Here is a 15,053-nt window from a genome sequence, read left to right as displayed (position 1 = left end):
CCGGCCCGTCAGAGAAACAGCAGCGCCTCGTTCAACTCCGTCTCGCGGCTCGGCTGGCCCCGCCAACCCAGTCGAACGGGAACCGAATAGAGCCGTTGCGCGCCGAAGCGCGGCCAGAAATGGCATAGCCCCGGCGCGATCACCTGCACGACGGACAGGCCGAGGTCGGGTCGCGTCTTGTCGACGACGAGCACGTCCATGCCGGCCGCCGCGATGCGCCCGACACCCTGCGCGATCGCAGCCGGCAGCGACGCGGCGCCGATCGGCTGCCACGTCGAGCGGCTCGTGCGGGGCAAATCGGCCGCCGGATACAGGAATCCGGTGTCCGCCAGCTTGCCGCGATCCCACGGGTCCGGCGCATCCGCGGCGACATCGAGCAACTGGTTGACTTCGGTCAGCGCCCGGTTCACTGCGATGGCGCCGTCCGGATGGCAGCCGAAGCCGATCGAGAAGCGCCCGTCCTGCGGATTTTCCGCGAGCGCGGCCACGGTCGGCACCCCGAGGTCGGCGGTGATGTCGAGCGCCCACAAACGCCATCCGAGCGTCGCGTATTCGCGCACGAGCGCGTCGAAATACGGATCATCGAAACTCGACAATTCGATGCCGGGCCGCGCGATCCGGTTGTACCACCAGATCGCGACCGCATCGCGCTCGATCAATTCGAGCATGCCTTGCAGGATCGCCTCGTCGAGGCTCGAGCCCGCCGCGCAGCCGTTGGGGTTGTGCACGCACGCGGCCGGCGCCCGCGCGCTGTCCGGCGTTTCCGCATAGCAGTAGCTCAGCGGCACGAGGTGGCGCCGGCCGGTCACGAGCGACCAGGCCGGCGTCCAGTCGATGACGTCGTGCGCCGTGAAGCGCGGCGGCACCTGTTTCCGGACATCGCGGGTCAACGCGTTGATCGCGTCGCGCGCGTCGAATTGCCGTTCGCTGAACTGCTGAAGGGCGTTCACGTGGATCGGGGCGGCGTCGCATGCGGGATCGGCGAGCAGGCTTTCGAGGCTTCCCGTCAGCGTCGCCTCGTCCCCCTGGTACACGCTGCTGAATCGCTCGAGCGCCTCGCACAGCGCGCTCGCGCGGGCCTGATCGTCGGTACGACCCTTGCCGGCGCAGATCCTGTCGAAGCGGTTGCTGCCCGGCACGGCCGCCGGGCACACGAGAAAGCCCGACGCGTAGACCTTGCGCAGGCCCGCGTGCCGCTTCGGCATCGGATGCAGGTAAGCGATCGCGCCGCTGACCGGCGAGACCAGATGGGCATGACGCGCGAACACCTGCTGCGGATCGGCGATGCGGTAGCCGCCGTCGGCGCGCGCCAGCGGTTCATGATCGGCGAGACGCGGCGCGCGCGCCGCCTGTTCGCGCATCCACCCGGGATTGCCGCAGCACGGGCATTGCGGACGTTTCAGCACGCGGTGACGCTCGGCGGCCAGCGTGTCGATGCGCTGCGCCACGATATGGGTCTGCGCCCGTGCCGACGCCGCGGGGTTGACGGCGATCTGCTCGACTGTCGCCGCCACGAGCGCCGCCGCGGCAAAGGCCGCCGCACGCGACGCCGCCGGCGGCAGACGCGCCGCGTCGCGGCCGTGATGGCGCGCGAGCAGCGCTTCGACGGGCCGGTTGATGCGAATCCAGTAGCGCACGCATTCGATGCACGGCGCGTCGGCGAGCGCGTCGCCGCCGGCCAGCAACGGTCCGATCAGCGCCTGCACGCCGCCCGTCGTCACGACAAGCAACGCCCCGCCGCGCGCCGCGACGCGGGCGGCGCACGCGGCGAGATCGTCGCGATCGTGCGTATCGGCGATCGCGACGGTCAGCCCGGCCTCCGTCACGACGTCGATGCCGGCTGCGTCGAGCGCGCGCCCGAGCGCCGTATCGTCGACACCGAACCGCTCGATCGCGACACGCAGTTGCGCGACGTGCCCGCAAGCCGCGTCGCCGTCGAGCCCCGCACGCTCGAAGAAGCCGCGCGCCGCATCGTCGTCGTGCGGCAGGTCCGCGCGCACGTACCCGCGACGCACCAGTTGATCGAGACGCGCGAGCACGTCCCATTCGCCGAACGCACCGGCAAGCGACGTCACGGTCTCCGCGATCGTCATCCGCGCCCGCAGGCACGCCGCGATCCGCACGAAAATCGCGCCGGACAGCATCACGCGCTTGAATTCGTCGACGACGAACAAGGTCTCGGGCCCGGCATCGAGCACGAGCAAATGCGGCTTGAAGCGCAACACGCGCGAAGGGTCGTCGAGCATCGTCGGGTTCCATGCGGCGGGTAAACGAACGTCGCGCGGCGCCGGGGCCGCGCGACGGTACACGGCGCGGCCGCGCCGCGTCAGCAGCAGGTGAACAGGTAACTCGGCCCGGCGTCGCAGTAGGCCGCGAGCGCAACGGCCTCCTCGTCGAGGCCCAACGGCTGCTCCGGTATGCCGACCGTCATCACGTTGCGCGGCAGGTGCCAGCTCCCGCCGCCGTTGGCATGGCGCTTCCAGCCATGATCGCCATGGGTCTTGACGACCTCGATGTCGACGATCCACGGACACTGGTAACCGAAGTATTTCGCGAGCGTCTCCAGCGGCCGCTCCAGCAGCTCGTCCTTGAATTCCGGATCCCGCCACGAGAGCGCGATCGCGCGCAGATAGACCTTCTGGAACTCCAGCATCGATTCGAGCGTCGGATTCGCGTTGTTGTTGGCCATGTCGGTTTCCCCGCGGTCATTCCATGATGGTGATGTGGTTCGCGTTGTAGGCGGCCAGCGCCTGCGCGAATTGCGCTTTGTCCGCCGGCGCGGGCGGCAGGTACAGCGTGAGCTTGTTTCTCCGGCCGGCCGTCCAGTCGCCGTTGACGGTCGGCGTCCACTCGGACGATTTCGGCTGCACCTTCAGGTCGAGCCGGAACGGAAAGTGATAGTCGAAATGCTCGCGCAGCGCCTCGATCGGGTCGGCCTCGAGTTCATCGAGAAACGCCGGCGAATGCCACGCCAGCGCGATCGCCCGGATGACGGTTGCGCGGTATTCCAGAAACTGCTCGTACGTCGGTAGTCGAAGATCCTTGCTCATCTCTCTGTTCTCCTGATGGACGAATGGAACCACTTACGGCAACGACTGCAACAGCGTTCCGGCGAGCCTGGCGACGCGGCCCATGCCCGCCGCTGTTGCAATTTCGACTGCGCGCCGGCACGCGTCCAGCGCGGCCACGCCGCCGCATCGCGGATCGGCCAGGCGCAAGTATTCGCATTTCTTCATCAGCAGTTGCGCTTCGTAATAGCGCTCCCCGGTCGATTCGCACCGTGCGAGGCATTCGTCGATCCGGGCAAGCGCGGCGCCGTACTCGCCGCGCGCGGCATCCAGTTCCGCCAGCAGCGACGCGTAGTAGGTCAGCCCGAGCCGCCCGCCCGATTGCCGCTGCGCGTCGAGATGCTCGACGACACCCGCGCGATCCCCGGTCGCCCACGCGCGAATGATCGCCGCGTAGTGCTCGACCGCGCGCAGCCGGTGAATCTCCGACAGGCGCAGAATCGCGTCCGACAGCGCGAGCGCCGCATCGCGATCGCCCGCAAGCTGGTACGTGCGCGCGAGGTACATCATCGTGACGCCGAGCGTCGGCAAATGGTCGAGGCAGGTCGCGCAATACACCGCGTCGTGCGCCATCGCGAGCGCGGCCCGCGGATCGTCGTCCATGCACCAGCGCACGCTTGCGAGCGACGCCATCGTCCATGCACGCGTATCGAGCCCGAGGATGCGCCGGTGGTTCGCGTCGCGCCGCACGTCGTAGCCCGCGAGCACCGCCTCGAACGCGGCGCGGGCGCGCGCATAGTGACCGTCGACCCACAGGCTCATGCCGCGCATCGCGTCCGCCGCGACCTGAACGCCGGCATCGCCGCGCTCGGTCGCGAGCGCGTCGAGCCGCAAGCCGATCCCGCGCACGGTGGGACGGTCGCCCGCGACGTGGTAGTAGGTCGACAAGGTCCACAGCGCGCTGATCTCGAGCCCCGGGTCGTCGAGCGTCCGCACCTGCCGCAGCAGCAGCTCGGCATGCTCGCGCACCTGCGGGTCCGCCCAGCCGAACCGTGCCATCGTCGCGTGCGTCAGCGTCGTGCGGATGCGTGCGCTGTCGTGTTCGCGTTGCGCGTAGTCGGCATTGCCGAGCCATTCGAACACGGCTTGCCCGTAGCGGATCGCGTCGTCGTACCGCGCGCCCTCGAGCGCACGGCGCGCCGCGTCGATGCCGTGCGCGATCGCGTCGGCCAGGGCACCCGCGCGCGCGAAGTGCCCGGCGACACCGAACGTGTGCGCACCGGCGCCCCGATCGGCTTCCGCGATCAATGCGCGGCCGACCCGCGCATGGTTGCCGCGCCGCACGGCGGGCGGCATCGATTCATAGGCCGCGTCGCGGATCAACGCGTGGCGGAATGCATAGAACACCCGATCGCGCCGATGTTGCGCGTACACGATCCGCTCTTCGAGCAGCAGCCGCAGATGCCCGTCGAGCGTGGTCCGATCGTGCGGCGATGCATCGGCGAGCAATTGCGCATCCACCTCGAGCCCGATGGTCGCGGCGAGCTGCGCGGTGTCGCGCGCATCGTCGATCCGGTCGAACGCGAGACCGAGCATGCCGCCGAGACTCAGCGGAAGCGGAAAGGGATCCGTTGCCCGCGGCCCCGCGAGCGCGCCGTCCGCGCCGCTCGTCGTCAACTCGCGCGCGACGGCCTCGATGAACAACGGGATGCCGGCCGTGCGGCGGGCAAGCGGGTCGAGCCAGGCCGGATCGGGCACGCCCTGCCCGAGGTACGCCGACATCAGGCGCTGCGCGTCGGCACGCGGCAGGCGGCGCAGCACCAGGCGCTCGGTCGCGGCACGCCACCGGCCAAGCTTCTCGGGGCGTGACGTGAAGACGACGGCGAGCGCCGCCGCGCGCGGCGAGCGCTGCAGGTAGGCGAGAAAATCCTCGGTCGCGCGGTCGATCCACTGGACGTCCTCGACGACGAGCAGCACCGGCGCGCCGTTGCCGAGCGACACGATCAACTGTTCGAGGACGTCGAACAGCGCGTGCCGTTCGCGTACGCTCGACCACAGGAACCCCTTCGCATCGCACGGCAGCCCCAGCCAGGTGGCGAGTGCGGCGCGGGCCGCCGCATGATCGCACTCGAGCGGCGCGATCATCGTGTCGATCGCGTCGAGCGCGCCGCCGGCCGGACTGTCGGCGTCGATATGCCAATGCGCGCCGATGAACCGCAGGACCGGAAACAACGCATGATTCTCGCGTTCCGGCAGGCACCCGCAATGCGCGAACGCATGGCCCTGGATCCGCACGGCCTCGCACAGCTCGTGCACGAGGCGCGACTTGCCGATTCCCGCTTCACCGACGACGAGCCGCGGCACGCCGTGCGGCGCAGGCTCGCCGCGCATCGCGCGACGGTATCGCGCGAGCGTCTCCTGCCAATGGCGCAACAGCGCGTCGAGCTCGTGGGTGCGGCCGACCATCGGTACCCGCACGCCGGTGTCGAGCGAATCGAACGGCGTATCGGCGCGGCGCTCGCCGAGCAATTCATGGACCGGCTGCGGCAGGAGGCCCGCGCGCGCCAGCCGCAACGCGGTCGGCCGATGGTCGGCATGCCGATCGAGCGCGAGCCGCGCATCGTCGCTGACCAGGATCTGCCCGGGTCCGGCGAGCCTCAACAATCGCGATGCCGCGGCGGGCGTCGATACGCCCGACATGTGCGATGCATGCGCGAGCACCTGCCCGACGTGAATCGCGGCGGCCACTTCGACCCGCCAGCCGTCGCCGCCGCCGCCGATGCCGCCGGCCGTCGCCGGTACCGGCAGCCGCGCGCGCTCGGCCACCCGCACCATGTCGAGCGCCGCGCGCGCCGCGCGGCGGGCGGGCCGGTCGATGTCGCCCTGCAAGCCGAAATGGAACAGCAGCGTATCGCCGAGCCGCCCGCCCGCGTGCGCGCCGTAGCCGACGGCAATGTCGGCGCACTTGGTCAGCCATTGCTCCTCGTAGCCGTCGAGCAGGTCGCCATGATCGGCTCCCGCGTGGCGTTGCCGGCCCTCCCCGGCAATCGCCACGCAACAGCACAGCGTGGTGACCTGCCGGTACTCGCCGGCCGCCGCGATCGTGTCGCCGCGCGGCGCGAACGGGTGCGGGCGCAGCTGCCGGCCTGCACGGCCGGCGTCGAACTGGCCGACGAGCGCCGCGAAGTTCAGCGCGCGGAACTGCCGCGCCAGTTCGTCGGCCGACGCGGCGCGCTGCTCCGGATTCTTGTTCAGCGCGCGCCGCAGCACCGCGCCGAGCGGATGCGACGCGATCGACGGCGGGAGCGCAACATCCACCGGGCTGAGCTGCTGATAAAGAATGTCGGCCACGCTCGCGCCGTGCATGACGACATTGCCCGTCAGGCATTCGATCACGACCAGGCCCCATGCATAGAGGTCGCTTCTCGGCGTCGGCGGCTCGTTGCGCAGTTGCTCGGGCGCGCAATACGACGGCGAACCGAGCACCTCGGTCGCCAGCGTCGCGGTCTGGCGCGCGACGTCTTCGGCGCCGGGCAGCAATGCGCCGATGCCGAAATCGAGGAGCTTCGCGTGCGGCCCGTCATCGGCGATCGCGATCACGATGTTCTGCGGTTTCAGGTCCCGATGCACGATGCCGCGCCGATGCGCGGCCGCGAGCGCGTCGAGCACTTCCGTCATCAGGCGCCCGGTGTCGACGGCCGACAGCGGCCCCTGCGCCGCGAGCCGGTCGCGCACCGTCAGGCCCTGCACCAGCTCGAATACCGCGAACAGCCGCCCGTCCGGCGCTTCCCCCCGGTCCAGCAGCGCCACGATGTTCGGGTGCCGCAGCGCTTCGCACAGGCTCGTCTCGCGCCGAAAGCGCGCGCGCTGGTGCGCGCGCTCCGACGCGGTCCGCGCGGCATCGTCGCGCATCAGCTTGATCGCGACCGCCTGCCCCGTTTCGCCGCAGGTCGCGCGAAACACCACGCCGTTGCCGCCTTCGCCAAGCAGCGGGCCGAGCCGGTAGTGCCGCTTGCCGGCAAGCTCGGCGAAAGGCGCGACGGGCTGCCGCGATTCGGGCGTGCGGGACACGGTCGGCAACATGGCCTGTTCCCCCGCGTTCACGAGTAATGGACGACCGGGCCCGACACGGGACGAAGTGCACCGATACGCAGCGCGACGCCCGGCACCGACTGGCATTCGAGATGCTCGCCGCGCATGACGCGAAACGGAAAATCGCCGAAGCGGACGCTGCCGCGCCGGCGCTCGACGAGCTGGCTCGCGTCGAGCCCCGGCAGCGCCGCGAACTGGCTCCGCGCGCGGTGAATCTGCACGTTGACATGGGACGGATCGATACCCAGCATGTGCGCCAGCCGACCGAGGTCGATCCAGCCTTGCGACACGGCGTCGTAGCCGGCCTGCATGTCGGCCGAGCGGGCACGCGCAAGCGTGACGAGGCTGTAGTGATGAGCCCGTTCGCCGAGGTCGACCACGCCGCCGCGCACGTGCAGCAGCATGCGCACGTGCTCTTCGTTGCGGCTGACGAAAAATTCGAGCAGATGCCCCGGCAGGGCGGGATCGGCGGGCGCGGCGAGCATCATCGTCGAGCCGCGGCTCACGAGCGTCACGCACCACGTGCAGTCGCCGCTCGACACTTCGTCGCCGTCATGGAGCGTGCGTGGCGGCAACGTATCGTCGCACAGCCATTCGCCGGCCGCCGACCGGACGATCGTGATCGGCCGCGCGGCACGGGCAGGCAGGGTCTGGCTCGGCGCAAGCACGATCGGCGGCGCGGCGCCGCGTATCGGCCACAGCGTATCGGCCGGATCGTCGAGCGCATCGACGCGCCACGGCGCGGTACCGGCCTGGCCGAACCGGATCACGTCGCCGGGCCGCAGCACCGCGTGCTCGCCGTCGCGCAACGGCACGCCCGATACCGACGTGCCGTTGCTGCTGTGATCGTGCAGTTCCCACAGACCGCCGCTCCAGCGGATATGGGCATGGACCCGGGACACCGATGCGTCCCGGATGACCGTGTCGCAGCGCGCGGCATCGCGGCCGAACACGTGATACGCGCGCAGCAGGCACGCTTCCCCGGAAGAATCGTTCTTGAGTATCGCCATGACCGCCCCGTGTCGGATTCACCCGGATCGATGGCGTGACGCATCGACATTGCCGGGCAAGCGATTGATTCACCAATTGCGAACGATGCCGCCTGTTCGCCGCCTCTTCACTTTTCTTGTCGTCTTTCCGTCAAACCGTCGCTCATCCGGAACGCGTCATTTACGTTAATTGAATTATCGACCGCTTTGTTTTTTAGGACCGGGCAACGTGATGAAAATCCTGCCAAATAAAACCACGCACAGCAACCGGAATAATCAGTTCTCGATTTCGGAATGCAACGCCTTACATTGTCGACAGATTTCCGGAAAAGTTGAAGGGTCGAGCAGCGCGGCACGCACGGCGCGACGGCGTTGGCATCCTGTCCGCCCGACGTCCGACAATGCGCCCGGCCAAGCTTGCAAACCCGCGTCACAAAACCGGTCCGATCGGAATCGGGATCAAAATCAGTTTGATAGTTTCTGGAAATCGCACAATCACCATTAGCGTTTTGATTGCGATATTCTTCACTTATTCAATTATCGACGCGCGCCGCCTCAATCCACGAAAGATAATCCTGCTTTACAGGCCGGGCCCACGGCAATTCACCCTTCTTTTATTTCGGGATTCGAATCGGAAAAATTCTGCGGACCCGCGACGGCAGGGATGGATTTTCCTCGTTCGCGACAAGCAACGCGTACGCCGCCTTGCCGTCACCGCTTGCTGCTCGGTGCGTGGTTCCCACGAGGAAGATTCAAGACGAGCGAATCAAGACGCGATGCGCCGTGCGGCGCGCACCGATCGCGGGGAATCGCGGTGGCGGAAGGCAGCCAGAGTCGAACTGACCCGGGAGTGTCTGACACCCCCAACCGGGTTTGAAGCCCGGCCGTACCACCGGATACGAATGCCTTCCGTGGGAAAAGAACCCAAGAACAACGAGCGCCTACGCCTGAATACCCACCCAACCGCTGTCAGGCCGCAGGTAGTGAAGATCGCGGTGGAAGCGAGTATACCCAACCCGGTCGAAGAACTCGAGAATCTGGATCGCACGCTTGCGGCCGAGCCCCGTCGCATCACGGAATGTCGCGGCATCGAGCCCGCCGCCGCGCGACGGCGCGAGATGCACGACCAGCGCCGCCAGCTCGCGCGCGACGTCCGCGTGATAGAACAGGTCGCGCACGACCTGGTGCACGTCGCCGCGCCGCGCGAGCTTGCGCAGCAACGCGCGCACCGCGTCCTCGGCCGCGCCCGTGTCGCGCGCCAGGTCGCGCACCCACGGCGGATCGAAGCGCCCCGCCTGAATCAGTGGCAACAGTTGCCGCGCGAGTGCTTCCTCGCGCGGCTCCAGGCTCACCGAATGCGACGGCAGATGCAGCCACGGCCCGCTGCGCGCGACTTCGCCGCCGGCCACCAGCGCATCGACGAGCGCGCGCCACAGCGCATCGCCGACGAGCGGCGCGGCCATCCGCCGCAGGCGCGCGGCGTCGAGCCCCTGCTCGTCGGGCATGCGTTCGTGATACGTGCGCAGCGTGTCGATCGCCCGCGTCTGCAGCGTGCGCCAGTGCGCATGCGAAATCACCGCGCCGTCGTTCGACGCGGCGTCGCGCTGCCCGATCGCCCGCGCGTCTTCCGGCAACGCCAGCGCATTCGGCGCGAAGCCCGTCAGATGCGTGAGCGTTGCGCGCGCAATGCCGAGCGGAGCCTGCGCGAGCAGCGCATCGAGACGCCCTTCGTCGAGCCACGCGGCCAGCGCATCGAGCCACGCGCGGCGGGCAGGCGTACGACGCTTGCGGGCCGGCCCGAACGGATCGAGCACCCGGCCGCCGCCGACGGTGCGCGTCGCCTGCGGATTACGGACGATGAACCGGTCGCCCGGCAGCGCGAACACCGGCTCGTCGAACACCAGTTGCACGCGCATCCGCTGGCCGGCCGCGAGCGTGTCGCCGTCGAGCAGCGCGACATGGGCGACGCGGTGCAGCGTGCCGAGATGCACGTGCAGCGGCGCCCAGTGCGTGAGCGACAGCCCTGCATCCGCGAGCAGCGTCAGCTCGACGTCCAGACGCGGCGACGTCGCGGCGAGCCGCGCATCGGCGACGGTATCGCCGCGCTCGACGTCGGCCTTGTCGACACCGGCCAGATTCAGCGCGCACCGTTCGCCCGCGCGGCCGATCTCGACCGGCCGGTTCTGCGCATGGATGCTGCGCACACGCGCCGCGCCGCCGGTACGCACGATCGCGAGCGTGTCGCCCGTCGCGACGCGGCCCGCGAACGCGGTGCCCGTCACGACCGTGCCCTGCCCCGCGAGCGTGAACACGCGGTCGACCGCGAGCCGGAACAGCCCGTCGTCGCGGCGCGCGCGCCACGCGATCGCCGCGTCGGCCAGGTGACGCTTCAACGCGGCGACACCCGGATCGTCCGCTGCCGTCGCCTGCGTTTCGAAGATCGGCACGCCGGCCAGCGTCGAGTCGTGCAGCCACGCGGCGATCTCGTCGCGCACCTCGGCCACACGCTCGCCGTCGACGCGATCGCATTTGGTCAGCGCGACGGCACCATGCGTGACGCCGAGCAGTTGCAGGATCGCGAGATGCTCGCGCGTCTGCGGCATCACGCCGTCGTCGGCGGCAATCACGAGCAGCGCGAAGTCGATCCCGCACGCGCCCGCCGCCATCGTATGAATCAGCTTCTCGTGGCCCGGCACGTCGATCAGGCCGAGCACGTCGCCGTTGTCGAGCGGCGTATACGCGTAACCGAGCTCGATCGAAATCCCGCGCGCCTTCTCTTCCTTCAGGCGGTCGGTATCGACGCCCGTCAGCGCGCGCACCAGCGTCGTCTTGCCGTGGTCGATGTGTCCCGCGGTCCCGACGATCATGCAGCGGGCCCCGCCAGCGGCGAGCATTGCGCGACGAGCGCCGCTTCGTCGGCGGCTTCGAGGCAGCGCAGGTCGAGCCGCAGCGCGTTGTCCGCGATGCGGCCGATCACCGGACGCGGCCATTCGCGCAACCGCTTCTCGAGCTGCACGAGCGCACGGCCGCCGCGCTTGCCGTCCGCCGTGCGCACGACGAGCCCGGCACTCGGCAACTGGTCGACCGGCAGCGCGCCGCTGCCGATCTGGCTGAACATCGGCTCGACCGTCACGTCGAAACCGCTGCCGAGCGCGGCCTGCAATACCGGGCGCACGCGCTCGGCCGCTTCGGCGATCTCGCGCTGCGGCCGCGTCAGCAGACGCAGCGTCGTAAGCCGGTCGCGCAGGAATTCGGGCGACTGGTACAGGCGCAGCACGGGTTCGAGCGCCGCGAGCGTCAGCTTGCCGACGCGCAGCGCGCGCTTGAGCGGGTGTTTCTTGATCTTCGCGATCAGCGCGCGGTCGCCGACGATCAGGCCGGCCTGCGGGCCGCCGAGCAGCTTGTCGCCGCTGAACGTGACAACGTTTGCCCCGGCGGCGACGGTTTCCTGCACGGTCGTCTCATGCGGCAGTCCCCATTGCGACAGGTCGGCAAGCGTGCCGCTGCCGAGATCGACGGCGACCGGCACGCCGCGCTCGCGCGCGAGCGGCGCGAGTTCGGCGAGCGTCGCCTCCTTCGTGAAGCCGCTGATCGCGTAGTTGCTGCAGTGCACCTTCATCAGCAGCGCCGTGCGCGGGCCGATCGCGTCCGCGTAGTCGCGCAGGTGCGTGCGATTGGTCGTGCCGACCTCGCGCAGCTTCGCGCCGGCGCGGCTCATGATGTCGGGAATGCGGAATGCGCCGCCGATCTCGACCAGCTCGCCGCGCGACACGACGACTTCCCGCTTCGTCGCAAGCGCCGACAGCGTCAGCAATACGGCCGCCGCGTTGTTGTTGACGACGGTCGCGGCTTCCGCACCCGTCAGTTCGCACAGCAAAGCGTCGATCAGGTCGTCGCGATCGCCGCGGCGGCCCGTGGCCAGATCGAATTCGAGGTTGACGGGCTGCGTGAGCGCGTCGACCACCGCGCGCACCGCGTCGTCGGGCAACAGCGCGCGCCCGAGATTCGTGTGCAGCACGGTGCCGGTCAGGTTGAACACGGCACGCACGGCGCCCGTGCTCTGCGCGGCCAGCGTGCGCGCGAGGGTGGCGGCGATGCGCGGCTCGTCGAGCGGCTCGGCCGCGGCCGGATCGTGCTGCGCGGCGGTGCGCCAGCGCTCCAGTTCGGCGCGCACGGCGTTCAATACGCGCGTGCGGCCATAGTCCGCGATCAGCGGTTGCAACGGTGCCGACGACAGCACGCGCTCGACGGACGGCACGCGCGCCAGCACCGCATTCAATTCATTCACACCCGGTTCGGTCACGTCGTTGTGGCTCCAGTCTCATGCTTCGCAGTCGGCCGGCGCCGGCGCTCGCGCGCCGCCCCCGGCCCGTGCCGTCAGTCCGCTTCCCGCGCGACGTCCGGCCACAGCAGCGGGTTCGGCGAACTGCGCTGATAGCCGGCCTCGTTCATCAGCAGGTCGAGCGTGAGACTGGCGAGATCGTCCGCCAGCGGCTCGAACTCGTAGTCCTTCTCCTGATAGCCGATCTTGCGATAGGTCTTGCACTCGTCGCACGACTCGGCCTTGACGGCTTCGCTGCCGCCCTCGATCCCGTGGTACGCGATGCCCTTGGTCGAATCGCAGTGCGAGCACTTCGTGCGCACCATGTGCCACTCGGTCGTGCACAGCCCGCACTGCAGGAACCGGTAGCCCTGGTACGGGCCGCCGACCCGCACGACGCTCGCGACCGGATGCGTGCCGCACACGGGGCACAGCCCCGGCTGGTCGAGATACGGGACATCGGCCGGCGTCACGCGGCTCGCGAGGTCCGTCCAGACCACCTGCAGCGCGGCCATCAGGAACGGCGCGGTGGCCGGGTCGACTTCGGCGAAGCGCAGCGCGAGAATCGCGTCGGCCTGCGCGTCGAGTTCGGCGGGCGCCATCAGGCGCAACCGGTCGAGCAGTTTCGCGAGCTGCGGATTGACGAGCCCGGCGCCTTCGACGCGGTCGAGCAGTTCGTACAGCACGGCGCGCCAGCGTGCGTCGCGCTCGCCGTCGAGCGCCGGCAAGAGCGGCATCGAGTGCTCCTGCGCACGCGCGATCGCTTCCTTCGACGGCAGCGGCAGGTCCAGCGTCTGCAGCGTGGCATGCTGCGCGTCGGCGACGGTGGCCATCAGCCGCAGGTAGCCGCTGATCGGGTTCAGGTCGGCAAGCTTGCGCAGCCGCGCGGCGCGCGCCGCGAACGCGGTCGCGCGCTCCGGCAGGCGAAAGCGCGGAATGGCCGAATGATCGAGTGCCGAGATCTCGGTCGGTTCGAGAATGCGTTGTGTCACAGAAATGTCTTCCAAAAAAACAAGCGCCGACGCATCGGCGCTTTCGGGCGGTTCCGGCGAAGGCGCGGAGCGGCCCGCCGCGATCGGCGAGGCGCTCCGCTCCAGTGCGTTATTTCACGCTTTCACGGAACCACTTCGGGTGATGCTTGCGGGCCCAGCCCAGCGTGACGGTGCCGCGCACCATCGCGCCGATCGAGCCCTTCACCCACAACGCCGCGTAAATGTGCACGATGATGCTCGCGATCAGCACGAAGGCCGCCACGGCATGCACGACAGCGGCCGCGCGGATCACCCCGATCGGGAAGTAGAACGAGAAGTAGCGCCGCCAGATCACGACTCCCGACAGCAGGAGTAGCAGCAGGCACGCCACCAACGTAAAGAATAGCAGCTTCTGCCCGGCGTTATAGCGCCCGACAGGCGGCAGCTTGTCTTCCTGGTTGGTCAGCACGTCGCCGATCTGCTTCAGCCACTGGCGATCGTCCGCGTCGAGCGTGTTGTGGTGCCAGAAGCGCACGACGAGGATCGCGAACGACACGAACATCACGAGCCCGACGAACGGATGCAGGATCCGCGTCCACTGGCCGCCGCCGAACAGCGCGGTCAGCCAGAACATCGACGGATGGAACAGCGCGAGCCCGGACAGCGCGAGCAGCACGAACGTGATCGCGGTGATCCAGTGGTTCGTGCGCTCGTTCGCCGAGTAGCGGACGATCAGGTTGGGGTCGTCGTGGTTCATTTCGCGTCCTCCTTGATGCGTCGCGCCTCGTCGCGCGCGGCCGATTCTTCCTCTTCGCTCACCTCGTTCGGACCGACCCGGACATAGTGGAAGAACCCGGCAAGCGCGGTCAGCGCGAGGCCGGCGACCGCGAGCGGTTTCGCGATGCCCTTCCACAGCTTCACCATCGGGCTGATCGACGGGTTGTCGGGCAGCCCGTGGTACAGCGACGGTTTGTCGGCGTGGTGCAGCACGTACATCACGTGCGTACCGCCGACGCCCTGCGGGTCGTACAACCCCGCATGCTCGAAGCCGCGCTCCTTCAGGTCCTCGATCCGCTCGGCCGCGTGCTGCTTCATGTCCTCCTTGGTGCCGAACACGATCGCGCCGGTCGGGCAGGTCTTCACGCAGGCCGGTTCCTGGCCGACCGCGACGCGGTCGGAACAGAGCGTGCACTTGTACGCGCGATGATCCTTCTTCGAGATCCGCGGAACGTTGAACGGGCAACCGGTCACGCAATAGCCGCAACCGATGCAGTTCTCCTCGTGGAAGTCGACGATCCCGTTGTTGTACTGCACGATCGCGCCCGGCGACGGACACGCCTTCAGGCAGCCCGGATCCTCGCAGTGCATGCAGCCGTCCTTGCGGATCAGCCACTCGAGGTCGCCCGCCGGGTTCTCGTATTCGGAGAACCGCATGACCGTCCACGAATGCTCGGTCAGGTCGGCCGGGTTGTCGTACACGCCGACGTTGGTGCCGACCTCGTCACGCAGGTCGTTCCATTCCATGCACGCCGTCTGGCATGCCTTGCAGCCGATGCACTTCGATACGTCGATCAGCTTCGCGACGCTCCCGGTCACCGGTTCGCGCACCGTGGGCGGTGGCGTCGTGGTGGCCGAGACGCGCTTGATATCCAGCGATTGCAATGCCATCTCT

Annotated in this window: 10 protein-coding genes and 1 tRNA gene; all 11 read right to left on the bottom strand. The window is 69.1% G+C overall.

The window, feature by feature from the left end:
- Window positions 1-8: 8 nt before the first annotated feature.
- On the bottom strand, window positions 9-2,246 hold the full coding sequence (locus tag WJ12_RS25425; protein WP_069245919.1) for a TOMM precursor leader peptide-binding protein: 2,238 nt from the start codon (window positions 2,244-2,246) through the stop codon (window positions 9-11).
- A gap of 80 nt (window positions 2,247-2,326) precedes the next feature.
- A complete protein-coding gene (locus WJ12_RS25420; RefSeq protein ID WP_069245918.1) occupies window positions 2,327-2,689 on the bottom strand; it encodes a BMA_0021/BMA_0022 family TOMM bacteriocin in 363 nt (120 codons plus the stop codon).
- Window positions 2,690-2,705: 16 nt separating this feature from the next.
- Window positions 2,706-3,050 (bottom strand): BMA_0021/BMA_0022 family TOMM bacteriocin, encoded by a 345-nt coding sequence (locus tag WJ12_RS25415; RefSeq protein WP_049029779.1) that lies wholly within the window; start codon window positions 3,048-3,050, stop codon window positions 2,706-2,708.
- Window positions 3,051-3,083: 33 nt separating this feature from the next.
- Entirely contained in the window at window positions 3,084-7,091 is a 4,008-nt protein-coding gene (locus WJ12_RS25410; protein WP_156810506.1) for a TOMM system kinase/cyclase fusion protein, read from the bottom strand.
- Window positions 7,092-7,108: 17 nt separating this feature from the next.
- Complete coding sequence (locus WJ12_RS25405) at window positions 7,109-8,110, bottom strand: FHA domain-containing protein (protein ID WP_069245916.1); 1,002 nt, start codon at window positions 8,108-8,110, stop codon at window positions 7,109-7,111.
- A gap of 794 nt (window positions 8,111-8,904) precedes the next feature.
- Window positions 8,905-9,000: transfer RNA gene (locus WJ12_RS25400), tRNA-Sec, on the bottom strand.
- A 30-nt stretch (window positions 9,001-9,030) separates the two neighbouring features.
- Window positions 9,031-10,956 carry a selenocysteine-specific translation elongation factor gene (gene selB, locus WJ12_RS25395; protein ID WP_059558324.1) on the bottom strand — a complete coding sequence of 642 codons (1,926 nt, stop codon included), beginning with the start codon at window positions 10,954-10,956 and terminating at the stop codon, window positions 9,031-9,033.
- Window positions 10,953-12,392: an L-seryl-tRNA(Sec) selenium transferase gene (gene selA / locus WJ12_RS25390; protein ID WP_059558326.1), complete on the bottom strand. Its 1,440-nt coding sequence runs from the start codon at window positions 12,390-12,392 to the stop codon at window positions 10,953-10,955. The genes selB and selA overlap by 4 nt, the downstream gene beginning before the upstream one ends.
- A gap of 74 nt (window positions 12,393-12,466) precedes the next feature.
- A complete protein-coding gene (fdhE, locus tag WJ12_RS25385) occupies window positions 12,467-13,402 on the bottom strand; it encodes a formate dehydrogenase accessory protein FdhE (protein WP_197423874.1) in 936 nt (311 codons plus the stop codon).
- Between the two features lie 109 nt (window positions 13,403-13,511).
- Window positions 13,512-14,138, bottom strand: coding sequence for a formate dehydrogenase subunit gamma (locus tag WJ12_RS25380; protein ID WP_034185838.1), 627 nt, complete (start codon window positions 14,136-14,138; stop codon window positions 13,512-13,514).
- Window positions 14,135-15,049 (bottom strand): formate dehydrogenase subunit beta, encoded by a 915-nt coding sequence (fdxH, locus tag WJ12_RS25375; protein ID WP_034185837.1) that lies wholly within the window; start codon window positions 15,047-15,049, stop codon window positions 14,135-14,137. The genes WJ12_RS25380 and fdxH overlap by 4 nt, the downstream gene beginning before the upstream one ends.
- Window positions 15,050-15,053: the final 4 nt, after the last annotated feature.

The organism is Burkholderia seminalis (assembly GCF_001718535.1).
Classification (GTDB): domain Bacteria; phylum Pseudomonadota; class Gammaproteobacteria; order Burkholderiales; family Burkholderiaceae; genus Burkholderia; species Burkholderia seminalis.
The sequence above is the reverse complement of the archived record's forward strand: the minus strand, read 5'-3'. Positions and strand labels throughout refer to the sequence as shown.